This is a genomic window from Prosthecobacter fluviatilis, from assembly GCF_055388355.1.
Genome location: NZ_AP043782.1, coordinates 1,293,104 through 1,316,823, shown reverse-complemented (window position 1 = coordinate 1,316,823; position 23,720 = coordinate 1,293,104). Strand labels below are relative to the sequence as shown.

The window sequence follows — 23,720 nt, the reverse complement described above, 5'->3', positions numbered from 1 at the left end:
GGCCAGGTGGTTTGCAACTGGCTGGCATTTGGTAACGCGGTGCTACTTCGTATGATACGCCTCGACCTCGGTGGTGAACGCAAAGGTGTTTGGGTATTCGCCGGAGAGCTTGTCATGGTGGTCCAGGTAGCTGATGCGGATGTAGCGGGCGTCGGCGTCGGGGAAGGTGAGGCTGGCACGCTCGGGCTTGCCGAGTGTGAAGGCATGGCGGCCCACCTCGCGGAAGGTCTGGCCGTCGGTGCTGACAGACACGGCCACCGTTTTGGTGGAGCCGACGGCAGGCACGCTGACACAGACGAGGTTGACTGTCTTTGGCTGCTTGAGATCCACGGTGACGTGCTTTGGAAACTTGTCGCTATTGCTGGTGGCGTAGCAGTTGGGTGGAAATTCGACCAAGGAGCCGTCTGTGAGGCCGGTGTCCCAGCCGTAGGTGTTTTTGTCGCTGCTTTCCCAGGTGCAGCCGCGGGCGAGGTTGTCTCCCAGATCCGGGTCCACGGGCCAGTGGGTGTGGAATGCGGTGGCGGGCAGGCCTTCCTTGTTCATGAGATTGGGGATGGCGATCTTGCTCCAAGCAAAGCGGGCGCGGCGGGGAGCAGGCACAGAGGCGGAGCTGATGAGGATGCTGCTGCCATCGATCTTTGCCTCGGCGGGATGGAAGATGCCGTCCTTGCCGGCGATTTCGAAATGGGAGAGAGGCTTGCCATCACGTGATGCGAGGCCGGCGCCTGCGTGGTCAAATTTGGCGCGAATCGAGCCACCTTCCACCGCATAGCCTGAGTAGAGAGGGCCGTTGGGGTCGATTTCGTTACGGCCGTAGTTTTTTGACAATGCCCAGAGGGACAGGCGGCGGGCCACCTCTTTTTTATGAGCGGGGTGGATGTCTGCCACTTCACCGATGTCCGAGATGGCGGTCATGCCGGTGTTGGGGATGTTCAGGCATTCGCGCTGGGCCTGCCAGAACTGGGGAAGGATCTCGCTGTCTTCGGCTCCGTACTGCCAAGGGGCAATCTGCACAAAGTAGAAGGGGAGGTCTGGCTGCTGAAAAACGCTGCGCCAGGAGGACAGAAGCGCCTTCGTTTTTTCGGTGTAGGCGAAGCTTTCGGTGTGGTTTGACTCTCCCTGGTACCAGATGATGCCGCGAAAGGCGTAGGGCACCAGGGGATGGATCATGGCATTGTAGAGCGTGGTGGGGCTGACCTGATTGAGCGGCAGGGCTGCGGGCTGCGCTGGCATGGGTGGCACGGCCTGACTCCGGGCCAGGGCAGCACGTGCTGACTGAGTCCAGCTCTCGATGGCGGCGAGGTGCTTTTCATTGGAGGTGCGGTAGGTTTCGCTACCTGGCAGCTTGCTGCGGATGTCGGCGGTGAAATCCTTGAGGGCTGGCACGGCTGCAAAGCCCTCCAGGCTCGTCCAGGGCTCGATGCGAGTGCCGCCCCAGGCGCTGAGGATGATGCCGACCGGGACTTTGAGCTCCTCCTGAAGACGCAGGCCGAAGTAATAGCCAATGGCGGAAAATGAGGCGGCGCTTTGCGGTGAGCTGCGGGCCCAGGCGGTTTTGACATCAGCCTGCGGTGTGAGTGCTACGGTCTTGGGAACCTCGATGAGGCGGAGGTTGGGATGGTTGGTGTTTGGGATGTCGGCGGTGCTGTCCGGCTTCATCTGCATCTCCCATTCCATGTTGGACTGGCCGGAGGCGAGCCAGACTTCGCCGACAAGGACGTCCTGAATCGTGACAGTGCCTGCTTTCAGCACCCGGGGCTCGGCGCTGGCGGTGAGGGGATCCAGCCTGACCATCCAGCTGCCATTGGCATCTGCCCTGGCTGTTTTTTTCTGCCCTGCAAACTCGACGGTGACCTCCTCGCCGGGGGCGGCCGTGCCCCACACAGGCACGGGCAGATCGCGCTGGAGGACCATGTGATCGGTGAAGATGGAGGGCATCTGCACTGCAGCGTGAGAGACCGTGATGGCGGTGAGAAAGGCGCAGAGAGTCAGCTTCTTCATGGTTGTGTGCGAATTTTGGCAGGCTTGCAGATTTGCGCCAGCAAAACGGTGGAATGAATGCGTACTCATTTTCCTGCTTGGCTTTCGCCGGGCCGTCCTTCATCGTCCCATTTCACACCATGCGCCTACTCCTCACCCTCGCTTTGCTTGTTCAATCCGTCTCTGCTGCCGAATGGACCATCTCCACCTTTGCTGGAAATGGGACCCCGGGTGGCAGTGGCGATGGCGGCCCTGCCACTGCGGCACAGATCGACAATCCTTTTGGCGTGGTGCGTGGTCCGGACGGAGCGATCTGGTTCTGTGAGTACACGGGCCAGCGCATCCGCCGTGTGGCTGCGGATGGAACGATCAGCACCATCGCGGGCACGGGAAAAAAAGGCTACAGCGGAGACGGAGGTCCGGCCCTGCAGGCCACCTTCAATCTGCCGCACGAGCTGCGCTTTGACGCCAAAGGGGACCTGTACGTGGTGGACATGACGAACCATGTGGTGCGCAAGATCGACATGAAGACGAAGATCATCACCACCTTCGCAGGCACGGGTGTGGCAGGCTACAGCGGGGATGGCGGGCCTGCGGCCAAGGCTCAGTTCAAAAGCCCGCACAGCATTCAGTTTGGGCCTGATGGCAGCCTGTATGTGTGCGACATCGGAAACAACGTCATCCGCAAAATCGACATGAAGTCCGGCGACATCAGCACCTTTGCCGGCACGGGCAAACCTGGGGTGACGCCGGATGGTGCGCCCATCACGGGCACGCCGCTCAAAGGGCCGCGCTCATTGGACTTCGACAAGGCGGGCAATCTCTGGCTGGTCACCCGAGAGGGGAACCAGGTGTTCAAATTTGACCTCAAGGCCGGCAAGATTCATCACGTGGCGGGTACGGGTGCCAAGGGGTTCACGGGCAACGGCGGTCCGGCGAAGCTGGCGACGCTGAGCGGGCCGAAAGGAGTCTCGATTGATGCTGAGGGGAATGCCTGGCTGGCGGATACCGAGAGCCACAGTGTGCGCATGATCGACGCCAAAACCGGCAATCTGGAACTGATCGCCGGCACGGGGGAGAAGGGTGATGGCCCTGAGGGTGATCCGCTGAAGTGTAAGATGGCGCGCCTGCATGGCATCTTCTGCGATGCTGACGGCACCGTGTACATCGGTGACAGCGAAACGCACCGTGTGCGGCTGCTGAAGCGGAAGTAGGCTGGTTAGGAGCGGTGGAAGGCGGAGATGGAGAGATTGGCCTGCCGGAGGCGGGAGGCGATTTCGTGGGTCATTTCCTGAAGCAGAGTGATCTTCAGGGCCGGGTTGCGCTCATTGAGGGAGTCAAACCAAGCTTTGGAAATGACGACGCATTCGACGGACTCCAGAGCGACCACGTCTGCGGAGCGTGCGGAGCCGTCCAGAAAGGCCATTTCACCGACGGTCATGCCGGCTGTGAGCACATCGATGCGTTTGCGGGTCAGGTTTTCGGTGGGGATCTGGACTTCCACGTTGCCGCTGACCATGACGAGCATTTCGGTGGCGAGGTCGCCAGTGCTGATGATGGTCTGGCCGCCCTCGTAATGACGCCGGGGGAGCTCGCTTTCGAGGAAGGCGATTTCAGCGTCGCTGCAGTTGCGGAAGAGGGTGCATGATTTCAGATGAAGCGGGACGTGAGGGCGCCAGGAGGCACCGGTGACTTCGAGGAGGAGCGAGTCTTCGCAGTGCTCCAGGGCGGCGTCCATGGTGGTGAAGATGTCTGCCTCGGGGATGCCGACTGTGCGCAGGGCGGTCATGAGCCGGGCTGGCTGGCAGAAGATGACGCGTACGCCCTGGGGGGCAAGCCGAGTGCCGAGATTGGCCAGGAGGATGAGGCTGACGGAGTTGGCGTTTACCACGGCGCGCAGGTCGAAAATGATGTGCCTGCACTCGGCGCTGAGAGATGTGGCGAGGCGGATGACGGGCTCGATGGTGGTGAAGGTGAGGCCACCCTGGAGTTCCATGACCTGGATCATGGTGCCGTTTGCGCGCAGGAGATCGCGCGTCTGAGGGGGGAGGCGCCTGCGGGAGACGACCTCGCCGCCGTGGTATTTGAGACGGATGGCGGAGCGCGGTGTGGCGGTGGGGTTCATCATGTGCAGGGCGAGCTCGCGCGAGAGATCCATGCAGACCTTGATGCCGCGGTCGCTGTTTCCCTGCTTGTCCAGCGGAGGCGAAAAGATGCCGATGCCGAGCTGCCCCGGGAGGACGGCGAGGATGCCGCCGCCGACACCGCTTTTGGCCGGCAGGCCGACGCGGTAGATCCACTCGCCGGACCAGTCATACATGCCGCAGGTGGCCATGACTCCGAGGACATTGTCCACGTATTCGGCGGCGATGGCCCGTTTGCGTGTCAGGGGCTGAATGCCCTGATTGGCGATGGTGGCGCCCATGAGCGCGAGGTCGCGGCAGGTGACCTCCACAGAGCATTGCTGGAAGTAGGTTTCCAGGGTTTCGTCCGGGTCTTCGTCCAAGATGCCGAAATTGCGCAGCAGCCAGCCGATGGCGCGATTGCGGTGGCCGGTCTCACTTTCGCTGCGATAGACGGACTGGTTGATGGTGAGGTCCCGCCCGGCGAAGCCGCTGAGGTACTCCACCACGCGCTCGATGCGGCTTTTGCCGTCTTTTTTCAAAATCTGACCGGCAGTAGCGATGGCCCCGGCATTGATCATGGGATTGAAAGGAGCGCCGCTGCCCTCCCTGAGGCTGATGGCATTGAAAGCCTCCCCCGAGGGCTCAACGCCGATGCGTGACAGGACGTGCTCTTCGCCGCGATCCTCCAGTGCCAGGCCGTAAACCAGGGCCTTGGAAATCGACTGGATGGTGAAGGGGTGCCGGGTGTCGCCCACCTCATAGACGTGGCCGTCACGTGTGGCGATGCAGATGCCAAACAGGCGGGGATCGGCCTTGGAGAGCTCCGGGATATAGTCTGCGACATGGCCCTCCATGCTGGAGGCGTAACGAGAATGCAGCTGTTCAACGTACTCTTGGATGGGAGAGAGCATTCCTGACCTAAAGCAACAGGCATGCCGGGTGAGTGTATTTCTGAAAAACGGTTTGTTTTGCCGGACGAATATCGGTTGGAAAAAAACCGGAGTTCATGAAGTATTTCTCTCCCATACCATGACTGCACTCCGAACCAGCCTGCTCGCCTTGATTCTGCCGTTGATCGCCAAAGCGGACCAAATTGTTTTGGTGGCCGGAGGCGGGACGCAGGATGCGATGAACATCGCGGCGACGGATGCTGTGCTGAAGGAGCCCTTTGGCACGGCCTTTGACTCCGGCGGGCACATGTGGATCGTCGAGATGGTGTCCGGCAACCGGCTGCTGCAGGTGGACGGGGGCGGGACGATCCAGCATGTGGCGGGACAACTGAAGCCCGGAGACAGCGGTGACGGAGGGCAGGCGCTGCGTGCGCAGTTCAACGGGCCGCACAATCTGGCCATTCTGCCGAATGACAATGTGCTGGTGGGGGATACGTGGAACGGGCGGGTGCGAGTGGTGGATGTGAAGGCGCGCATCGTTTCCACGCTGGAGGGCTGGCGTGCACCGGCGGGCAAGGAAAAGGGCAACGGCCCGTACTGCATCACGCTGAATTTTGAAGGGACGAAGCTGTACATCGCGAACCTGCTGCAGGTGATCGAGCTCGATCTGGCGACGCACCAGAGCCGGGTGATTGCAGGCAATGGCAAACGTGGCAGGCCTGAAGATGGGGCTGTGGCCACGGAGGCGCCTCTTTCAGACCCGCGTGCTGTGGCGCCGGACCGGCAGGGGAATGTGTACATCCTCGAGCGTGGTGGCAATGCGCTGCGTGTGGTGGACAAAACGGGGCATATCCGCACGGTGGTGAATGCGAGCGGCGCCAAGGGGGGGGAGGGGGACGGTGGCCCGGCGCTGGCGGCGACGATGAACGGCCCCAAGCACCTGTGTGTGGACAAGGATGACAGTGTGATCATTGCGGATGCGGAGGCGCATCTGGTGCGCCGGTATGTGCCGAGCACCGGGATGATCGAGCGCATCGCGGGTACGGGCAAGCAGGGCAGCGCAGGCGTGGGTGGCGACCCCAGGCAGTGCCAGCTCTCCCGCCCGCACGGGGTCACCATTCAGCCGCAGTCCGGGGAGCTGTACATCACGGACAGCTACAACAACCGTGTGCTGAAGGTGGTGAAGCAGTAGGGGGACAAGGTTAAAGGGCGGCGCTGCTGTTTATCTGCGCGTTTTTGTGATGGGCTCTGGGCTGATTTTGAGCACCAAGGGGCGGTGGTCGCTGGCTTTGTAGAAGTCGCGATCAGTGTGGATGCCGGAACTGCGGATGTCGATGCAAGGGCGGAGAAGACGGCTGGTGAAGCAGTAGTCGAGGCGTGAGTAGATGTCTGCGGCGTCCCAGAAATGGGTCCAGACTTCGCCGTTTTCATCGCGGAGGAGTAGGTCCTGCATGGCGGTGTCTCCGCTGCGTGGACTGCCGACGATTTCGGCCACGGCGGGGTCGTTGCGCTGAGCATTGAAGTCGCCGTAGGCGAGGATGCAGGCACCGGGCTCACGCGCGAAGATGGAGTCGATATGCAAGCGCAGGAGACGGGCTTCATTGCGGCGCATTTCGGCCTGGTCGGCCTCAGGCACGGTGCGCATGGACTTCAAATGGACGCCGAGCAGATGGAGGTCAAAGGTGGGAGTGATGGAGAGGGTGACGTCGAGGATGCCACGCTGAAAGGGGAGGGACTGGGCGCCGACCTGATAGGTGAGGGTGGTCTGGGAGTTGCGCGTTTTGATGGGGAGCCGGGAGAGGAGGGCCAGACGGCGGGAGGGGTCGCCGCCATGAGTCAGCTCGGTGTAGGGCAGGTCCACCCCGGCCTGAAGCAGGCGCTGCTGAAGCTCGGCCAGATCTTCCGCGGTGCCGATTTCGCAGATGCCGAGGATGTCCGGGTGGATGGCGGCGAGCATTTTCACCGCCTGGGCACGCTCCTTTTCCGGCTTGGAGGCGGGGGGCTGGCCGGGAGCCCGCTCCATGGTGAGCCAGTTTTTGAGGTTGTAGGAGCAGAAGGTGAGGGGCCCGGGCTCTGCTGCGTAGAGCAGTGAAGCGCAGGCAAAAAAAACGGCGGGTCCGAAGACCCGCCGCGAGAACTGAAGGAGTGGCAGCATGCCAGCGAGGGTGATCCGGCTAGGAATCTTCGACGTTGGCGACGGGCTGGCGCTTTTCCTGAGGCGGGGTGATCTTCGGACGCTCGACTTCTTCCTGGGCGTTCTGAAGCTCCTGCTCAAACTCTGTGCGTGCCTTTTTGAACTCGCCCATGCTCTTGCCCAGGCTGCGGGCAAAGGTGGGGAGCTTCTTCGCGCCGAAAAGCACGAGGATGAGGATGCCGATGATGATCATCTCGGGGGTGCCGAGAGGACCGATTGCGAGGATGGATGAGGGATTCATGATGGTACTAGGTTTGCATTGTTCGCAGTGACGTGCAACGCGGACTTTCAGTCGTTCCCAGTGGGGCCATTGTCCTTCGCGCGGGTGAGGAGATACGCCGGGCTGTGACGCCGTGGTGCTCTCTTCAATGCACTAAACGCAAGCCGAGGCTGAGAGTTAGCAGTTTTTTGAGGTTTTGAGCAAAAATGCCGGGGGTGGCTTTTTTCAAAAAGCTGGTCCCATTCCCAAACCAGACTTTGGCGATTGCACAGGGAGCCTCGGCGCGTACCAATGGGCTACCATGATTCACAACGTTTATTTCTGGCTCAAGCCCGACCTCACCGCCGAACAGCGCGCCACCTTTGAAGCGGAACTGCAGCAGCTCATCAAGATCGACTATCTGGCGCTGGCCTTTGCAGGCAAGCCTGCGGACACCGAGAAGCGGCCGGTGACGGACCATTCCTTCAGCTACTCGATCGTGCTGAAGTTTCAAAACATGGCGGACCATGAGTTTTACCAGAAGGACTGCCCGCAGCACAAACGCTTTGTGGACACCTGCAAGACCTTCTGGGAGCGGGTGGTGGTGTATGACAGTGCAGCGCTGGTCTGAATTTCACTCTTACGTTCATGTCCTACACTTTTCCAAAATCCGCCGAACTTTATGCCCGCGCGCAGCGCAGCATCGCGGGAGGCATCAACAGCGGCATCCGCAAGATGGAGGCACCGGTGCCCCTTTATTTTGACCACGGCAAGGGCTCGCGCCTGTTTGATGTGGATGGCAACGAGTACATCGACTTTCAGATCGGCCAGGGGGCCATCCTTTATGGCCATGCACCGGAGGGGATGGCAGATGCCATCGGTGCGCAGGCGCACAAGGGGACGCACTGGGCGGCACAGAGCGAACTGGAGATCGATGTGGCGGAGCGGCTGCAAAAGATGATTCCGGGTGCGGAGCGTGTGAGGTTTAACAACAGCGCCACGGAGGTGGTGCTTTCCGCGCTGCGGCTGGCGCGTGCGCACACGGGCAGGCCGATGATTTTGAAGTTTGAAGGCCACTACCACGGCTGGGGTGATGAAGGACTCGTGGGCTACGCGCCGCCGCCGGGACAATGGGGGTCGGAGGATGATCCGACGCGGCTGCACCCGAGCAAGGGGGTGATCCCGGAGGTGCTGAGCACGTTTGTGGTGGCGCGATGGAATGACCCGGCGCACCTGCGCCAGCGAGTGGCGGAGCATCACGACCAGATCGCGGCGATCATCTTTGAGCCGGTGCTGTGCAACACGGGCTGCATGCCGGCGGTGCCGGGGATGATCGAGACGATCCGCGAGCTGTGCGATGAGAACGGGATCGTGATGATCGCGGATGAGACGATCACGGGTTTCCGCTTTGGCGCCGGCTGTGCGCAGAAGTACTACGGCTTTACGCCGGACCTGACGATCCTGGGCAAGGCCATCGGAGGCGGGGTGCCGTTTGCGGCGCTGGCGGGCAAGGAGAAATTTTTTGCCAAGATCATGAGCGGCGAGGTGGTGCATGCGGGAACTTTGAATGCGAACCCGCTGTGCCTGTCTGCGGCCAAGTGGTGCCTGGATCAGGTGATTGACCTGGGGGATAAGCATCCTGAGGGGATGATCGCGCTGGGCGAGCGGCTGATGGCGGGTCTGAGCCAGCTGGCGGCGGAGAACCACATCCCGCTGCGTCCGCAAGGGGCCGGGCTGGTATTCCATGCGACGATGCTGAAGCCGGGCGCGCCGGAGGGGCCGATCACGAACTACCGAGACTATGTGCTGCGCCAGGATGCGCCGCGCTGGGCGCACCTGCGCCGCTGCCTGCTGGAGGAAGGGGTGCGTGCGATCGAGCGCGGGCTGTGGTTCATCAGTCTGGCGCACACCGAGGCTGACATCGACGAGGCGCTGAAGCGAGCGGCGCTTGCTTTTGCGCGTCATGCAGCGGATTGGAAGGCCTGATGCTGATCTCCGAGACGTTTTACTCCGTGCAAGGCGAGGGCTCGCTGGTGGGCGTGCCCTCGGTCTTTGTGCGGACCTCGGGGTGCAATCTGCGCTGCACGTGGTGCGACACGCCGTATGCCTCGTGGAAGCCGGAAGGTGTCGAGATGAGCGTGGAGGAGATCGTTGCCGTGGTGCAGCGTGAGCCGACGCGTTTCGTGGTGGTCACCGGAGGGGAGCCGATGGTGGCGAAGGGGATGCCGGAACTGCTGGCGCGGCTGCGTGAGGCGGGAAAGCATATCACGATTGAAACGGCAGGGACGATCGCGCCGCAGGGTGTGGCGTGTGATCTGGCCTCGATCAGCCCGAAGCTGGCGCACTCCACGCCAAGCGAAGCGAAAGCGGGCAAGGCGTGGGCGGAGAAGCATGAGGGGCTACGTCTGCAGCCGGAGGTGCTGAGGGCGTGGTGTGAGAGCTATGACTACCAGCTCAAGTTTGTCGTGGCGACGGAGGCCGATGTTGATGAAGTGAGGGCGGTGGTGGCGTCCATCGGTGTGCCGGTGCCGCCGGAGAAGATTTTGCTGATGCCGGAGGGGATCACGCAGGAGGCGCTGCGGGCGCGGCAGATGTGGCTGGTGGAGGTGTGCAAGCGGACAGGCTGGCGATACTCCCCGCGTCTGCACATCGATCTGTTTGGAAACAAACGCGGCACATGAAACGACGGTCAAGGGGTGCGAGAAGCCTGTGGATGCTGCTGTGGGTGGTCGTGGGGCTGCTGCAGTTCTGGCACCATTACCTGGAGAAATCGCCGCAGGCGAGGCCAGAGGCGAAGAACCGGTTTGTGCAGATTGCCGATGCCCGGCTGGTCGCGGATGCCAACAATGACGGGGACAGCTTCAAGATCTCGTATGAAGGGGGGGAGCAGGTGCTGAGGCTGTATTTTGTCGATTGTCCGGAAAAGCGGCTGTACCCGCTCATCAAAAACCGGATGAAGGATCAGGCGGCCTATTTCGGCGGGCTGAGCATTCCGCAGACGGAGAGCCTGGGACTGGAGGCGAAGGCCTTCACTGAAAAGCTGCTGAATGGCCAGCACTTCACGATTCAGACCCGCTGGGAGCGCGTGTTTGACAGCGCCCGCTCGTATGCGCTGGTGTTCTTTGACGATGGCGAAGAGCTTTCCGAAAAGCTGGTGAAAGCGGGGCTGTGCCGCATACATACCAAGGGAACCTTTATGCCGGACGGACGCCGTGAGCATGATTTTGAAAACCATCTGCGTGAACTGGAGCGCGAGGCGCGAAAGGCGCATCGCGGGGCATGGGGCAGGCCGCTGCCGGTGGAGTGAGATGCTGACTCTCATCTGCCAGTGCGATGAAGATGTGAGGGGTCGGTGCCGCTGAGAGTCGGGCGGTTTGGTGCAGAGGATGATAGAGCAGCCGCAGGCCTTGGACGCCAAACACACCCAACTTACGGGGGGAGCGCTGGCTACGCCAACGCAGCGAGCAGCGGTACGTCCGCCGGGGCGAGATTGTAGGAGGGCAACAGGGGGCGCTCTGCCCATGCCAGGGCGGTGTGCTCGTGGGGGTGCGGCTCGGGGCTGTCCGGGGTGAGCTCGCAGATGAAGGGGATCAACTCGATGCGGCCCCAGTCGTAGGCGTGAACAAAGGGGGCGAGTGTCTGAGTGATGCTCACAGTGCAGCCGAGTTCCTCCTGAAGCTCGCGATGGAGGGCGGCTTCGGGCGTTTCACCGGGTTCGACCTTGCCGCCGGGGAACTCCCACATGCCACCAAGTTTTTTCCCGGGCGGGCGTTGCGCGAGCATGATGTGCGCGTCGCGCTGAATGATGGCGCAAACGACGGGCACTGGGGCAGGGGATTCCATGAGCGGGTTCAGGAGGCAGCGATGGCGAGGGCCGCTTTAGCGGTGCGGATGGCGGCATCGGGCATGCTGATCTTGGCCATGCTGGCGCGCATGCGGCGGCCCACGGCGCTGTTGTTGGTGAGGATGCTCCCGACGGCTGCGGCCGTCTCTGCGGCGCTGTTTGTGACGATGCCGCCATCGTGCTTGGTGATCATCTCGGCATTGCCCTCCTCCTGGCCGGGCACGACGTAATCGATGACGGCGGGGATTTTTGCGGCCATCACCTCGTGGAGGATGGCTCCGCCGGCCTTGCAGATGACGACGTCATGCGTGCGAAGGAATTCCGGGATGCGCTTGGTCCAGCCGATGATCTCCAAGGTGTCCGGCGGCATGGAGTCTGTGAAGCGGCGCAGGACGTGATAGAGGCGCCGGTCATGCTTGCCGACGGGCAGCGTCATCCTGACGCCGCTGCGGAAGAGGGGCTTCAACGCCTCGAGGGTGGCGGCGACGCGACGTCCGGTGGTGGAGGGCAGGTAGAGGATGCGTGCGCCGTGGTGCTGGGGCTGCTCTGGCAGCGGCTCTGTGAAGGCGAGATCGACCGGGAAACCGGTGACGCGGATTGTGGACTCGGGCACGCCGAAGCCGATGACGACTTTTTTGGTCTCCTCATCGGCCACGCAAAAGAGGCTGCTGCCGGACATGACCCAGACGCGATTGACGCTGATGGAGTCTGTGATGACGGTGCACAGGGGCGGCACGGCCTGCTGTTTGGAAAGGGTCTCCAGCAGGATGGCGTAGAGCGGGTAGGTGCTGATGATGAGGCGTGGCTGCTGCGTCTTGATGCGCTCTTTCAGGGCGTTTACCATGGCCGTCTGCCAGAGGGCGTCCGGCCCGGTGACGGAGGGGCGGCCCATGAGATCATAAGTCATGCGCCAGCCGGCGGGCCAGTGAGTGATGGCGAACTGATAGAGGCTTTTGCAGATGCCGGAGATCAAAGGCTGGGACTCGCTGATGAGGTCGCTCATCTCGATTTTCTCGTCAGGGCACAGGCGTGTCAAAGCCTCCGCCACAGAGCGTGCGGCGGTGTTATGCCCATCGCCAAAACCTGCGGTTAGGATCAAAATCACCGCGCATCGCTGGCTGAGAAACGGGTGAAAACAAGCGAAAAGGGCGGGCAAACTCGTGGGTTGACAATATTTCGGAAAAGTTAAATACTCAGAGTTATTCATGACCCGGCAGCGCGCCAGAACCGTCAGTCAGACGCTCGCAGCCACCGTGACACTCACGGTGGTGCTGATCATGCTCACGCCGCTGCGGCGAGGCCCGGTGGGAGGCAACCCCCGCGAGGCGGGGTGGACGCCGCTGCTCAATCTGGGGGGCATGGCAGACAGTGATGCATTCAGCCGCCTGGACACGTCGCGTGCCCATTTTGCCGCGAGTGCTCAACCTCTCTTCCGCCAACCTTCTGCCAGTGAGGTGCCATGAGCGGCCGCTTCAAGCCTCCGGGGCAGTGTCCGGTGTGTGGGGAGTGGGTGCCGCGCGGAGCCGCCGCGTGTGATGACTGCGGAGCGTGCGCCAAATCCGGCTGGAGCGGTGACACGCATGAGGACGGTCTGGATCTGCCGGATGAGGAGTTTGACTATGATGACTTTGTGGCGCGCGAGTTTGGTGGAAAGTCCTCCAAGCAGAGCCTCACCACCCACGTGTGGTGGTGGGTAGCTTTGGCGCTGCTGCTGATCCTTGTGCTGGGGGCGCTGGTGCCTGCGTTGCGTTAGGGTGTGCAGTGGCATAGGAAGCTACTGCGCTGCATGCTCCCAGCTCTTGCCGTTGAGCACCGCTGTCATCGAGATGTCCAGCATGAGCTTCTGCACGTTGCAGCCGGAGGCCGCAAAGCTCTTCTGCATGTCTTCCAGTGTCTGCGGGCCATAGGCCAGGGGCTGCTGCTTGACGAAGTGATTGAACATCTGGCGGATGAAGGCGCGGTGCCCGTAGGGGCTGCCGGAGACGTAGTTCACGATGTCGCGGGGGCCGGTGAGGTGCACCTTGCGGCCTTCGTCGTCGGCGAAGTCGCCCACGGCGTTTACCGGCTTGTTGTTGTCCTGGGTGCGCCAGCGGCCGATGGCGTCGTAGTTTTCCAAGCTGAAGCCGAGAGGGTTGATGGTGGAATGGCAGGACATGCAGGCGTTGTTCTTGGTCAGCTCGGTGATCTTTTCGCGCATGGTCAGCTTGGGATTGAAGTGGCTCTCATCAAACGTGACCGCCATGGGCGGTGGGCGCAGGGAGAGGCCCACGATGTTGCGGGTGAGGAAGACACCACGATGGATCGGTGAGGTGGCGCGGCTGGTGGCCAGAGAGGCCAGCAGGTAGGGGTGGGTGACCACGCCTGCGCGCTGGTTGGGATCAAACGTCACGCGCTGGAAATCGCTGCCCTGCACGGGCTTGCCATAAAATTTGCCGAGACGGTCATTGAGCAGCAGGTAGTCTGCCTGCAGGAGCTGGCGGTAGTCCGACTGCGGACTCCACACCACCTGATCGAGGAACTCAAAAAGGGACTCCCGCAGGTCTGCCAGCACGCTTTCGTCAAAGCCGGGGAAGAGCTTCATGTCCTTGATGTTTCCCTCGGCGCGCTCCAGCTCCAGCCACTGATGGAAGAAGCCGTGAAGTTTTGCTTTTGTGCGCGGGTCCGACAGCATGCGCTGCGCCTCGGCGCGGATCTGCTCAGGCGTGCGCAGCTTGCCTGCGGCGGCGGCCTGGATCAGCCGCTTGTCAGGGATGGAGTCCCACAGCGTCAGCGCCAGGCGGGAGGCATAGGCGAAGTCGTCCGGCTTGTCGGCCTCGCGCAGCTCAGGGTAGAGAAACTGAGGTGACTTCAGGGTGAAGAGCACGACGCGCTTCACGGCCTGCTCGGGTGTTTTGGCGCTCCTGAACTGGGCCTCGATGTAGAGCTGCTTTTGCTCCTCCGTCAGTGGGCGGCAGAAGGCGGCCTCCATGAAGGTGAAGGCAAACTTGCGCAGCTTTTCCGCGCGGTCGGGGGCTCCATCCTTGGTGCCCGCCAGTTCGTTGAGGTTTTCCACCACGTCTTCTGAAACCGAGATGGCCGCCTCCGTGGCGGCCTGGTCCCAGGCCTTTGAGATGGAGGTGCCGCGCTCATAGCCCACGCTGCGGTCATCTGCCGGGAAGCTGGTGCGAACGATCATGAGCTCGCGCGGGCGCTCGGTGCGCAGCGCATGCTGAGGGATGATCTCTGCGGTGCCGTGCGGGGGCTTCCACCACAGCTCGATGGAGGCGGACTGCTCCTTGAATTTGAAATGGTCCAGCCGCAGGGCGTAGGCGCGCCCGCCCAGCAGGTAGAGGCTCTTTTTTTCCTCCCGCACCTTCGGTCCGGCGCTCACCCAGGCGTCGATGAGGGCGTCGTTTTCGCTCATGTCATTGATCCACAGCCGTGCGCCGTTTTCGGTCTTGATCATGAACTCATACACACCCGTCTCCTGCGCCACGACACTGCCGCTCCACGAGTCCTGAAACTGCTCGGCCTCCATCTTTTCCTTGTCCGGGCTGTCTGCTCCAAAGTGGAAGGCCACCTGCGGGTCCACACGCTCCAGCTTGTAGTTGGGGCGCTTGGCCTTGATGCCGTTCTTGGGGGTGGTGTCCACGACTGGCTCGCCGGGCTTTTGCAGTTCGACGCCGCGATAGGTGGCCTTGAGTCCGGTCTCGTCCTTCAGCGGACGGTCAAAGCCCGGGCCCATGCGGAAGCGGCCGATGATGTCCATGACCGAGGCGCGATACTGCGCGATGGTAAGGCGGCTGAGGTCCTGCTCCGGCGGGTGGCTGCGTGCCTGAGCGGCGGCTGAATAGAAGGACTCGTAGATGTAGGCGGCGACATTTTTGGCGTCATCGCCCACGCAGGTGCCCTCCTTGTCCTCAGGCATGGTGCGCTCGATTTTGCGCGCCAGCGCCTCCAAGGTCAGATCTCCGGTCAGCGGATCTTCAAATTTGTCCTTCACGCCTTCTCCTTTGGCACCGTGGCACTCCTGGCACATCTTTTTGTAGATGACGGCACCGGGATGCTCAGCGGCAGAAGCGTACGCCGTCAGAAGCCCCAGCGCGAGCGAGGCAAAACGAAAATGGGGGGATGTCTGAGCCATGAAAGGGGGATTTGTCTGGCAGGAGGAATAATCTCCCTGCCACCCCCGTCTTTCAAGAGGCTTCGTTTCATTCGTCTGTGCCTCTCCGTGCCCTCTGTGGTCAAACGGTGGCCATTCCCTACCATAGAGTCCGAACCGAGAAGCACAGAGGAGTTAATGGATCCATCGGCTCCTTTTCTTACTTCCTTGGCCTGTGGCTATGGAGAACCTGAACAGCCGACTGATTCAGCAACTTCCACACCCGCCGCACCTCTTTGAACTCAGCCTCTTCTCGATCTCAACTGAGGTGGGAGTAACCGCCAGTCCGCCGAGGGAGGTGCAGCGGTGCTCGCGGGGCATCCTGGCGGCGACGTTTTTGGCGGCGTCGATGACTTCATCCAGCGGGATGAGGGGATCGAAATCGGCCAGGGCCATGTTTGCACAGGAGAGGGCGTTGCTGGCGGCCATGACGTTTTTGCCGAGGCAGGGGGCTTCGACGCGATTGGCGATGGGGTCGCAGATCAACCCAAGCATGCTCTGAAACGCCATGGATGCTGCGGCGACGGCCTGATCTCGTGTGCCGCCTGCGAGTGTGACGAGTGCGGCTGCGGCCATGCTGGCTGCTGCGCCACCCTCTGCCTGACAGCCGCCTACCTCCGCCGCAAAGGTCCAGCGTGTGGCGATGAAGACGCCGATCACTCCAGCGGCAAGCATGGCCTGAGCCATGTCCTCCTCGGATTTTCCCATGGCCTCCGCCATGCCGATGACTGCGCCGGGCAGAGCCGCGCAGGCGCCTGCGGTGGGCGCGGCGACGATGACGCCCATGGAGCTTTTCACTTCCATCAGCGCGGTGACGTAGAGGACGATGCGGTTGAGCGCGCCGCCATCCAGGAGCGTGCCGGCCTGCATCAGTTCGTTAAAGCGCCCGCTCTGATATCCGAGCACGCGGTCTTCATACTGCGTGCCCGCGATGCCGCTGGTGATCGACTTGCGAAGGATGCGGACAATGGCGATCATTTTATCGATGACTTCGCGTTCGGTGAATTGTCCGCGTGCCATTTCATACTCGACGGCTAGTCGCCAGAGCGGCGTGTGGCGCCCGGCATCGTGGCAGAGCATCTCAGTGCAGCTTGTGAACGGCAGGCGCATGTCTTTGCGCGAAGGCACGGGGAGGACGGGGGAGAGTCGTTTGACGGCAATGACGGGCAAGTGATCGGTGGCTACAAATGCCGATGACTTGACCTGGAGGATGTGGCATTCGCCTGCGTCATGATGCAGGACTTCATCGGCCTCAAATTCAGCGGAAACGGCCTTCGGCAGCCAGATGAGCGTCTCATGACAGCCGCCGTCCATGGGCATGGGGACGTCATCCATGCTGAGCACCTCCATCATGCCGCCGCCGGTTGAGATGGCGACGAGGGTGTGCTGCTCATGGGCATTGCGGAGCGTGAGCCGGTAGGTGTTTGGATGCGGATCACCGACGTCCACGGTTTCGATGCGCAGATTGATCCCGGCATCTGCGAGCGCCTGCGCGGATTCTGGCAGGCGTTCATCATCGGCGTCCCAGCCGAGCAATCCGCCAAAGAGGCCCATGTCACTGCCCTGGCTCTCGTGCGTGGTGGGAAGGGAGCCGGAGCGGTCAAACTCTACCAGCACCTCCGCGATGTTTCCATCCATGAGTTCACGCGCCAGACGCCCGATGCGCAGTGCTGCGGCACAGTGGGAACTGGAAGGCCCGCGCATCACGGGGCCGATGACGTCATTAAAGATGGAAACGGCGCTCATGGTTGCGGCGGAGTGGTGCTGCGGCCTTCGCGTTTGGACTGCTCCAGGAGGGCCTTCAGCTCTGCGGCGATTTCCGGGTGTTTGAAATAAAGGTTGGTGGTTTCACCGGGATCGCTGGCGAGATCGTAAAGCTGGCCTGGTGCTTCAGGTGCGATTTCGGGCAGTGCGAAGGGTTGAAGCTCGGGGCTGGTGTAGTTGTTTCCGCCGGAGCTGCGATGGTCGATGTACTTCCAATTTGCGCGCCTGATGGAAAGCGTGCGCTGTCCGCCGAAGGCCTGCATAAGCAGGCAGGGGCGGACTGGTGCCGTTGCTTTGCCTTCGAGCACGGGCAACAGATTAAAGCTGTCCTCTGCGGCATTGATTGGCAGTTTTGCGCCGGTGATGGCGGCGAGCGTGGCCATCACATCGGTGAGACTGGCGAGTTGATCGCTGGTGCTGCCACTTTTGACATGACCCGGCCAGCGGATGATGAGCGGTACGCGGTGGCCGCCCTCCCATGCATCTCGCTTCATGCCGCGCCAGGGGCGCGCGCCATCATGATCATAGTCGCTGCGCATGTGCACGACGCTGGTGGTTTCGGGGCCGTTGTCGCTGGATAACAGGACGATTGTTTTGTCCGCGATGCCGAGCTTTTCCAGCTCCTGCAGCAGCGCGCCCACGATGTGATCGAGCTCTGCGATGAAGTCGCCATGCGGGCCTGCCTGCGTCTTGTTTTGAAACTCCGGGGCTGCAAAGGATGGCAGATGAACAGCCTGTGCGGCATGGTAGAGAAAGAAGGGCTTTTCAGGAGCTGATCTCATATGCTCCTGCATGAATTCGCGGCTTTTTTTGAGGAAGAGCAGGTCCACCTCCTGCATCGGGAAATCCGGTGCGATGATGCCTCCACGGCAGTCGTTGGCATACGGGTGTTTGGGGAGCTTTGATCTGTCCAACGGGCCCTGCGGCGGCACCGGAATATGGTCGCCATCGATGAAGGCGTAGAGCCAGTCTGTCGTAGGGCAGCAGGCGGTGCCAAAGAAACGCTCGAAGCCATGGTCCAGCGGGCCGCCTTCGATGCGGCGGGTGAAGTCGATGCGCCTTACGTCTTCGAGTCTGCCCTGGTGAATGGCTTCGCCGAGCGAATCGCGAAAAGTCAGGCCCACGTGCCATTTGCCCACAGCGGCGGTGGCGTAGCCCTGCCTTTTCAGCATGGATGGAAGCGTCAGCCGGCCGGGCGCGATCAAGCTGGGGCCGCCTGCACCTTGAAACACCGTGCCGCCACCCGGCACACGAAAGGCCATCTGCCCGGTCATGAGGCTGTAGCGCGACGGGGTGCAGACGGTGGCCGGACTGTGCGCGTCTGTGAACCGCATGCCCTCGCGTGCGAGGCGGTCGATGTTTGGCGTGGGCACCTTTGACTGCGCATTGTAGCAGCGCAGATCGCCGTAGCCGAGATCATCGGCCAGGATGAGCAGCACATTTGGGAGCTCGGCCGCCAGCATGCTGCCGCAGCCGAGTGTGATCAGTGTGAAAATGAGCCCCGGTGATTTCATGTCATGAGGTGCGCTATTTCTCCAACTCCTGACGTGTGGCGATGGGGACGTAGCCAATCTCCAGCCCCTTTGGCGGCGTGAGGATCAGGGCGGGGTCTATGTCTGCCAGCGTACCAAAATCGGGTGGGGTGAGGTAGTCGCGGTCCTTCGTCCAGGTGCGGTGCAGTTTTTCAACGCGGGCCTGGACCTGCTCGCGCTCCGCGTCGCTGAGGTCGGCGTTAAGCATTGCGGGCTGGTCGGCAAAGCGATACCAGTAATACGTCACCACGCTGCCATCGCCGAGGCGGGCTTTGAAGGGGCCGGCCACCGGTCCTGGTTTTTTCCAGCAGCTTGTGGCATCTTCAGGTGTGGTGCGTGGCTCCTGAGGCTTTTCAGCGGGTGTGATGAACTGATGCTGGGCCAAGCCTGACTCGGTGGGCACATCCTTTGGCGGCAGTACATTCCACTGCGGCCTTTTGCCGTCGGTGCCGAGCGTGAAGTACTCGGGCAGGGTCACGAGGCCCGCGCCGCTGCGCGTCAGCTGTGAATCCCACTTGTAGGCAAAGGTGTTTGGATTGGGTGCGAAGGAGGTTGCAAAGGATTTCCATGCCAGCGGCACCTTTTCCTCACGCTTGGTGCCGGGCGTATAGATGCTCCAATTTGAGCCACCACCTGAACGGAAAGGGTGAATCACGGCGGCCTCTGCCTTGATCGCACCATTGGCCGTGGGGCCACCGGCAAACCACTTTTTCACATCGTCCCACAGCGCTGCTTTTTTATATGCGGTCAGGCGATGCAGAACGGTGGAGGTGCCATCAGCACCGATGGGAAACGAGGTGGGAGCCACCCGCGCAAGCTCGGTGCCAGAGGCATCTTTGCCGAGCATGGCTGGCACGTGCTGGGTCTCCATCTGGATCGGTTTGTTTGGGCCTGAGGGGCGTGTGTCCAGCAGCATCTCCGCCCACTCCGGGTGATCGATCTTGGACTGCGACCAGAAGAATGGCGTGAAGAAAGCCGCCGGTCCTTTGAAGTTTCCGGTGTTGAGAAACAGCGTCCAGCATTGATTGCCAGTGGGGACGTTTTTGCCTGCCGTGGTGGTTTTCGGATTGGTCAGCGGCAGGGGCAGATAGCCGTAGCCAAAGAGTTCACCGCGGGTGCCCTGCTTGAGGTTCAGGCCATCCAAAGGAAAGAGCAGCCAGGGGCTGAGCTGTGCGACGCCATACTGGCCGCGCGGCCTTTCCCAGGTGCCTGCGCCGTAGCCGGGACCGTTGGCGATGAAGGTGAAGTTTGGCCCCACGCCGCCCATGATGAACTTGGGGGTGGTGGTGGGGAAGTGTGTGTCACGCCACCAACCGAGCCCGCCTTCGATGTCTGTGTAGCATTTGCCTTCCGGCTTTTTTCCCTCTTCATACTGTGGATGCATCCAGGTGCCGCAGAGTCCGGTCTGAAACTTGTGCCCTGGATAGGTGGCTACGAGCGGCCATGCCGCTGCATAGAGGGAGAAGCCGGCATTGAACTCTTCAGGCACTCTTTCCGTGGGGGCGAAGAGATAGCCGGCCATCTCGCCCTCTTGGAACTCGTCGGGGGAGGAGGACAGGAGTGTCCGCGCTCCCTTCATCTCTGATGGCTGCGGCTTAGCGGGAATAACAGACGCTTGTGTCGCGGACATCATCGAAAGACTGGCCTCGGCGAAAGCGCGGCCCATGAGGGCGAAGGTTTTGGCGCAGCCGAGGTAGTGGTAGCCGGCATTGGATGCGCCACGCTGCCAGAGGGAGAGTTCGGCAGGAGAGATCAATTTGGCTTCATACTGCTTTAGATAGTCGCGCTTTTGCTCCTCGGTCATGTGGCCGTCGGCATTGGCGTGGCCTTTGTTTTTCGAGTTTAAATAGAAGCCCATCTGGCGGACTTGAGCCCGCTTGTCGTCAATGGCTCCGAGTTCCTCAGACCAAAAGGGTGCCGTTGGTACGGCCACGACATTTCCTTTGAACTCGGGCAGGAGGGAGGGCGCGGTCATGGCCTCGCGGAAGGCCACGATTTCCTGATTGGCCTTCAGGCCGCCGACGCCCATGACACCGATGACGAAGGGCATTTTTGGTGCGTGGAGGTCTTTGCGAACATCGCGGATGAACTTGGCGAGTAGGTCGCTGTAAACCGCATATCGCCCGGGTTTGCCGCGATCAGGGTAGGTGTGGCCGTCCACCATGTCGTTGAATCCCTGCAGCCAGACGAAGCCCGCGATCTCGTAGCCCTGTGAGGCGTCGTAGGCCGGGCACACGCGCTTTGGATCTGCGAGCACACGTTTCACATGCTCGACCATGTAGCGGTAGAAGCGCCCGGTTTCCCTTTTCTTCTCCGCGAACCATTGATCCATGTCCTTCGGAACACCGTGGCCGGGCGGGCCGTAGTAGAGCTTCTTCTGGTAGTCGTTGAGTTCATACGGGCCCGCGCTCGGCGGGCGGAACTCGGTGTTCAGGCTTCTGCCGCCCCAAGCGGTCTTGATGATGAGCACCGGCTCTTTCAGCGCGGCATCCATGGTGAGGCCGAAGGTGAACTCCGGTCCGATCTTGCCGTTTGGCTTCGTCGCGTCGTCCCGCGCACCAAAGCCAGCGGTGAGCTTTCCGGTACCCTCTCCATTCGCGCTGCCGTCGTATTTGCCGGTGCAATAGGAGATCCAGGTATGATCGCATACCGTCGGGTTGCCATCTGCTGCGCGCATCTGTTTGAGCAGCGGAGCTGTGGCGGGATCATCGCCGATGTAGTCAAAGGTTTCGATCTTGGCATGACCTTCCATGTTGGACTGGCCTGCGAGGATGAAGACTTTCAGGGGCTTGGCATAAAGCTGGGAGGCCAGGAGGAGGGTGCCGAGCAGGATGGTTTTCATGAGACAAAATTTGAAGGCGGCCAGGGAGGATTTCACGAGTTGGGTCAACGGTTGTCGATGACGAAAGCAGGCCGGGAAAGAACGCCCTTGGAGAGTTTTCCATAGTGATCCGAACGCCAGAATTTATCCAAATCGCTGGAGGTGATGAGCTGGATTCCCGGGGTGGCGACGGCGGGATTGCAGAGGATGTAGAGGTTCTCATCTGCAATATAACCGCAGACGTTGAGCGTGTGGCCGGCGCTGCCGCCGGGATACTGAGGGCCCACGTACTTGAAGTCCACGACTACAGGGCGGCCGGCATCGAGTTCGGACTTGAGCATGGCCGTGGCGTGCGCAAAGCCCCTGTCATCTGGCGTGAAGGTGACGAGCGCCCACTGCTGCCCTATCTTTTTTGAAGCCTCCAGCAAATGTCCCCAGTCGGTGCCCGTGCCAAGGGGCGAGGGGCACAGTCGTTTAAAGTCCCAGCCGCCGATCTCGCTGCCTTGGAAGCGGGCGAAGATGGCGCATGCGGTGGAGCCGCAGTTGTTGTAGCCTTGATGGATGTGCGGCAGTGGAACGAAGGCAAACTTTCCGGGTTCGCTTTTGCGGCGCCGGTAGTCCATGAGCTTGAGCAGGTCCGCCGCCTGCTGGGCCGAGCTGATGTCAGACGGCTGCGAAGGATGCCCAGTAGCCCCCGTGGGGTGAAGCTTGGAAGCCCTGGTCCAATTTTCCTTCGCGGCCTCGATTTCACCTGCCTGGAAGTGCATTTCGCCGAGCAGCACCAGACCCGCCGGATTGTTCAGCTCTGCGGCGCGCTCCGCCAGGCGGCGTGCCTTCAAGGCATCCTGTTTGACTCCTTCGCCGGAATGATAGGCCATGGCTGCACTGGCAGCAGCCCGGCCATGCCCACGCTCAGCCGCTTTTTTCCACCACTCGAGTGCTTTCTCACAGTCCTGCGCGGTACCCTGGGCTCCGTAGTAGCACTGGCCCAGGTTGAATGCCGCCTGGGCGGATTCATCTGCCGCCGCCTTGAAATAAGCGAAGGCGAGTGCGGGGTTGCGCTTCACCACTGCGCCGCGCAGATACGCGGCGCCGACGAAGTCCATCGCCTCGGCGCTTCCTGCATCTGCTGCACGGTGCGCCCAGCTCATGGCATGGACGTCGTCTTTGAGCACGCCGCTGCCATCGCGAAAGCGCAGGGCGAGGTCGAGCTGCGCTTTGACATCGCCTGCAGCAGCCGCGTTGAGAAGTGTTTTCAGTGTTGTCTGAACATCGGCGGAGTGAAGAGACTGGATCATCAGGAGCAACGTGATGAGTGGGCTGAAGAGTTGCTTGCGCATCAGGCGGTAGCTTTTCGCAGGGATGGGGTTGCCGTCTTGAGCCTTCTGCCTGGCAGATCTGACAAAAGCAGCACAATGACGGGACGCGTGACGTAACCTGTGGCATCCTTTCTCTGCATGAAAATGGCCGCTTCAGCATTTCCTGGCATCTTATCCAATGAGGGCTCATTGCTCGTGGATGCGCGTGTGATCGAGCAGATGGCGGATCTGATGCATGACACGGCCTTTTTCATCAAGGATGCCGCCGGCCGCTACCTGGTGGTCAATCAATCGCTCGTGGAACGGCATGGACTCAGGGACAAATCCCAGATGATCGGCAGACGGCCCTGCGATGTATGCCCCGGTGACTATGGGCGCATACCCACAGAGCAGGATGAGCATGTACTGCGCACCGGGCAGCCCATCGTGGAGAGGCTGGAGCTTTTCTGGCGAAAGCCGAACGTGCCTGAGTGGGGCCTGACCAGCAAGCTGCCGGTGCGCGACGCCCAAGGACGCGTGGCGGGCCTCATCGGCATTTCCAAGGATCTGGCGGCACCGGTGAGCCGTGACGATGTGCCGCCCAAGGTGGCCCGTGTGCTGCGCTACCTGGAAACCGCCTACGACGAGCCGGTCAGCCCGTCATCACTCGCACGCAAGGCGGGAATGACGCCTGCGCGCTTTGCGCGTGTGATCAAGCGCATTCACGGCATCAGCCCCATGCAACTCATCACCCAAACCCGCATTTCTGTGGGCAGCCGGTTGTTGTGTGAAACTGATGATTCGGTGGCCGAGATCGCGCTAGAGTGCGGCTTTGCCGATCACAGTGCTTTCACACGCGCCTTTCGTGCAGTGACGGGGGAATCTCCCACTGAACACCGGCGGCGCTCACGGCAGGGGTGAAAGCCGGATG

Annotated in this window: 20 protein-coding genes; 9 read left to right on the top strand and 11 right to left on the bottom strand. The window is 61.7% G+C overall.

Annotated elements, in window-relative coordinates; all coding sequences use genetic code 11:
* Positions 1-42 precede the first annotated feature (42 nt).
* On the bottom strand, positions 43-2,001 hold the full coding sequence (locus ACZ5WW_RS04915) for a sialate O-acetylesterase (RefSeq protein ID WP_377167160.1): 1,959 nt from the start codon (positions 1,999-2,001) through the stop codon (positions 43-45).
* Positions 2,002-2,120: 119 nt separating this feature from the next.
* On the opposite strand from ACZ5WW_RS04915, the gene ACZ5WW_RS04910 reads away from it, so the two are divergent.
* A complete protein-coding gene (locus tag ACZ5WW_RS04910; RefSeq protein WP_377167162.1) occupies positions 2,121-3,194 on the top strand; it encodes a beta-propeller fold lactonase family protein in 1,074 nt (357 codons plus the stop codon).
* A gap of 5 nt (positions 3,195-3,199) precedes the next feature.
* Here ACZ5WW_RS04910 and glsA read toward each other — a convergent pair whose 3' ends face one another.
* Positions 3,200-5,017, bottom strand: a complete 1,818-nt coding sequence (glsA, locus tag ACZ5WW_RS04905) for a glutaminase A (RefSeq protein WP_377167164.1) — start codon at positions 5,015-5,017, stop codon at positions 3,200-3,202.
* Positions 5,018-5,135: 118 nt separating this feature from the next.
* Between glsA and ACZ5WW_RS04900 the strand changes: the two genes are divergently transcribed.
* Positions 5,136-6,188 (top strand): NHL domain-containing protein, encoded by a 1,053-nt coding sequence (locus tag ACZ5WW_RS04900; RefSeq protein WP_377167166.1) that lies wholly within the window; start codon positions 5,136-5,138, stop codon positions 6,186-6,188.
* A 30-nt stretch (positions 6,189-6,218) separates the two neighbouring features.
* On the opposite strand, the gene ACZ5WW_RS04895 is transcribed toward ACZ5WW_RS04900, so the two are convergent.
* Both ACZ5WW_RS04895 and ACZ5WW_RS04890 read right to left on the bottom strand, forming a co-directional pair.
* Positions 6,219-7,151 carry an endonuclease/exonuclease/phosphatase family protein gene (locus ACZ5WW_RS04895; protein WP_377167168.1) on the bottom strand — a complete coding sequence of 311 codons (933 nt, stop codon included), beginning with the start codon at positions 7,149-7,151 and terminating at the stop codon, positions 6,219-6,221.
* Positions 7,152-7,170: 19 nt separating this feature from the next.
* Complete coding sequence (locus tag ACZ5WW_RS04890) at positions 7,171-7,431, bottom strand: Sec-independent protein translocase subunit TatA/TatB (protein WP_377167170.1); 261 nt, start codon at positions 7,429-7,431, stop codon at positions 7,171-7,173.
* Positions 7,432-7,711: 280 nt separating this feature from the next.
* On the opposite strand from ACZ5WW_RS04890, the gene ACZ5WW_RS04885 reads away from it, so the two are divergent.
* The 4 genes from ACZ5WW_RS04885 to ACZ5WW_RS04870 are packed head-to-tail and all read left to right on the top strand — an operon-like array spanning position 7,712 to position 10,696.
* Positions 7,712-8,020 (top strand): Dabb family protein, encoded by a 309-nt coding sequence (locus ACZ5WW_RS04885; RefSeq protein ID WP_377167172.1) that lies wholly within the window; start codon positions 7,712-7,714, stop codon positions 8,018-8,020.
* A gap of 17 nt (positions 8,021-8,037) precedes the next feature.
* Complete coding sequence (locus tag ACZ5WW_RS04880) at positions 8,038-9,375, top strand: aspartate aminotransferase family protein (RefSeq protein WP_377167174.1); 1,338 nt, start codon at positions 8,038-8,040, stop codon at positions 9,373-9,375.
* Positions 9,375-10,070 (top strand): 7-carboxy-7-deazaguanine synthase QueE, encoded by a 696-nt coding sequence (locus ACZ5WW_RS04875; protein WP_377167176.1) that lies wholly within the window; start codon positions 9,375-9,377, stop codon positions 10,068-10,070. Before ACZ5WW_RS04880 ends, ACZ5WW_RS04875 begins: the two co-directional genes overlap by 1 nt.
* A complete protein-coding gene (locus tag ACZ5WW_RS04870; protein ID WP_377167178.1) occupies positions 10,067-10,696 on the top strand; it encodes a thermonuclease family protein in 630 nt (209 codons plus the stop codon). Before ACZ5WW_RS04875 ends, ACZ5WW_RS04870 begins: the two co-directional genes overlap by 4 nt.
* A gap of 140 nt (positions 10,697-10,836) precedes the next feature.
* On the opposite strand, the gene ACZ5WW_RS04865 is transcribed toward ACZ5WW_RS04870, so the two are convergent.
* Together ACZ5WW_RS04865 and ACZ5WW_RS04860 are read right to left on the bottom strand one after the other, a co-directional pair.
* Entirely contained in the window at positions 10,837-11,232 is a 396-nt protein-coding gene (locus tag ACZ5WW_RS04865; protein ID WP_377167180.1) for a (deoxy)nucleoside triphosphate pyrophosphohydrolase, read from the bottom strand.
* 8 nt (positions 11,233-11,240) lie between these two features.
* Positions 11,241-12,338 carry an MGDG synthase family glycosyltransferase gene (locus ACZ5WW_RS04860; RefSeq protein WP_377167182.1) on the bottom strand — a complete coding sequence of 366 codons (1,098 nt, stop codon included), beginning with the start codon at positions 12,336-12,338 and terminating at the stop codon, positions 11,241-11,243.
* A gap of 100 nt (positions 12,339-12,438) precedes the next feature.
* Here ACZ5WW_RS04860 and ACZ5WW_RS04855 point away from each other — a divergent pair, with 100 nt between their 5' ends.
* The gene (locus ACZ5WW_RS04855; RefSeq protein WP_377167184.1) at positions 12,439-12,696 is read left to right on the top strand and encodes a hypothetical protein; all 258 of its coding nucleotides are present in this window, start codon (positions 12,439-12,441) and stop codon (positions 12,694-12,696) included.
* Complete coding sequence (locus ACZ5WW_RS04850; RefSeq protein WP_377167186.1) at positions 12,693-12,986, top strand: hypothetical protein; 294 nt, start codon at positions 12,693-12,695, stop codon at positions 12,984-12,986. The genes ACZ5WW_RS04855 and ACZ5WW_RS04850 overlap by 4 nt, the downstream gene beginning before the upstream one ends.
* Before the next feature lie 21 nt (positions 12,987-13,007).
* Here the strand turns inward: ACZ5WW_RS04850 and ACZ5WW_RS04845 are convergent, their stop codons facing one another.
* The 5 genes from ACZ5WW_RS04845 to ACZ5WW_RS04825 all read right to left on the bottom strand — a co-directional run bounded on the left by ACZ5WW_RS04845 (position 13,008) and on the right by ACZ5WW_RS04825 (position 22,831).
* Positions 13,008-15,356, bottom strand: a complete 2,349-nt coding sequence (locus tag ACZ5WW_RS04845; protein ID WP_377167188.1) for a DUF1592 domain-containing protein — start codon at positions 15,354-15,356, stop codon at positions 13,008-13,010.
* A gap of 225 nt (positions 15,357-15,581) precedes the next feature.
* Complete coding sequence (locus ACZ5WW_RS04840) at positions 15,582-17,120, bottom strand: L-serine ammonia-lyase, iron-sulfur-dependent, subunit alpha (RefSeq protein WP_377167190.1); 1,539 nt, start codon at positions 17,118-17,120, stop codon at positions 15,582-15,584.
* Entirely contained in the window at positions 17,117-18,652 is a 1,536-nt protein-coding gene (locus ACZ5WW_RS04835; RefSeq protein ID WP_377167192.1) for a sulfatase-like hydrolase/transferase, read from the bottom strand. The genes ACZ5WW_RS04840 and ACZ5WW_RS04835 overlap by 4 nt, the downstream gene beginning before the upstream one ends.
* Before the next feature lie 13 nt (positions 18,653-18,665).
* Positions 18,666-21,512, bottom strand: coding sequence for a sialate O-acetylesterase (locus ACZ5WW_RS04830; protein ID WP_377167194.1), 2,847 nt, complete (start codon positions 21,510-21,512; stop codon positions 18,666-18,668).
* Between the two features lie 44 nt (positions 21,513-21,556).
* Positions 21,557-22,831: a hypothetical protein gene (locus ACZ5WW_RS04825; RefSeq protein ID WP_377167196.1), complete on the bottom strand. Its 1,275-nt coding sequence runs from the start codon at positions 22,829-22,831 to the stop codon at positions 21,557-21,559.
* A gap of 123 nt (positions 22,832-22,954) precedes the next feature.
* Here ACZ5WW_RS04825 and ACZ5WW_RS04820 point away from each other — a divergent pair, with 123 nt between their 5' ends.
* Positions 22,955-23,710, top strand: a complete 756-nt coding sequence (locus ACZ5WW_RS04820) for a helix-turn-helix domain-containing protein (RefSeq protein WP_377167198.1) — start codon at positions 22,955-22,957, stop codon at positions 23,708-23,710.
* Positions 23,711-23,720: the final 10 nt, after the last annotated feature.

Coding starts and splice junctions, on each gene's coding strand:
- ACZ5WW_RS04915 (WP_377167160.1), bottom strand. CDS start 2,001: ATGAAGAAGCTGACTCTCTGCGCCTTTCTCACCGCCATCACGGTCTCT.
- ACZ5WW_RS04910 (WP_377167162.1), top strand. CDS start 2,121: ATGCGCCTACTCCTCACCCTCGCTTTGCTTGTTCAATCCGTCTCTGCT.
- glsA (WP_377167164.1), bottom strand. CDS start 5,017: ATGCTCTCTCCCATCCAAGAGTACGTTGAACAGCTGCATTCTCGTTAC.
- ACZ5WW_RS04900 (WP_377167166.1), top strand. CDS start 5,136: ATGACTGCACTCCGAACCAGCCTGCTCGCCTTGATTCTGCCGTTGATC.
- ACZ5WW_RS04895 (WP_377167168.1), bottom strand. CDS start 7,151: ATGCTGCCACTCCTTCAGTTCTCGCGGCGGGTCTTCGGACCCGCCGTT.
- ACZ5WW_RS04890 (WP_377167170.1), bottom strand. CDS start 7,431: ATGAATCCCTCATCCATCCTCGCAATCGGTCCTCTCGGCACCCCCGAG.
- ACZ5WW_RS04885 (WP_377167172.1), top strand. CDS start 7,712: ATGATTCACAACGTTTATTTCTGGCTCAAGCCCGACCTCACCGCCGAA.
- ACZ5WW_RS04880 (WP_377167174.1), top strand. CDS start 8,038: ATGTCCTACACTTTTCCAAAATCCGCCGAACTTTATGCCCGCGCGCAG.
- ACZ5WW_RS04875 (WP_377167176.1), top strand. CDS start 9,375: ATGCTGATCTCCGAGACGTTTTACTCCGTGCAAGGCGAGGGCTCGCTG.
- ACZ5WW_RS04870 (WP_377167178.1), top strand. CDS start 10,067: ATGAAACGACGGTCAAGGGGTGCGAGAAGCCTGTGGATGCTGCTGTGG.
- ACZ5WW_RS04865 (WP_377167180.1), bottom strand. CDS start 11,232: ATGGAATCCCCTGCCCCAGTGCCCGTCGTTTGCGCCATCATTCAGCGC.
- ACZ5WW_RS04855 (WP_377167184.1), top strand. CDS start 12,439: ATGACCCGGCAGCGCGCCAGAACCGTCAGTCAGACGCTCGCAGCCACC.
- ACZ5WW_RS04850 (WP_377167186.1), top strand. CDS start 12,693: ATGAGCGGCCGCTTCAAGCCTCCGGGGCAGTGTCCGGTGTGTGGGGAG.
- ACZ5WW_RS04845 (WP_377167188.1), bottom strand. CDS start 15,356: ATGGCTCAGACATCCCCCCATTTTCGTTTTGCCTCGCTCGCGCTGGGG.
- ACZ5WW_RS04840 (WP_377167190.1), bottom strand. CDS start 17,120: ATGAGCGCCGTTTCCATCTTTAATGACGTCATCGGCCCCGTGATGCGC.
- ACZ5WW_RS04835 (WP_377167192.1), bottom strand. CDS start 18,652: ATGAAATCACCGGGGCTCATTTTCACACTGATCACACTCGGCTGCGGC.
- ACZ5WW_RS04830 (WP_377167194.1), bottom strand. CDS start 21,512: ATGAAAACCATCCTGCTCGGCACCCTCCTCCTGGCCTCCCAGCTTTAT.
- ACZ5WW_RS04825 (WP_377167196.1), bottom strand. CDS start 22,831: ATGCGCAAGCAACTCTTCAGCCCACTCATCACGTTGCTCCTGATGATC.
- ACZ5WW_RS04820 (WP_377167198.1), top strand. CDS start 22,955: ATGGCCGCTTCAGCATTTCCTGGCATCTTATCCAATGAGGGCTCATTG.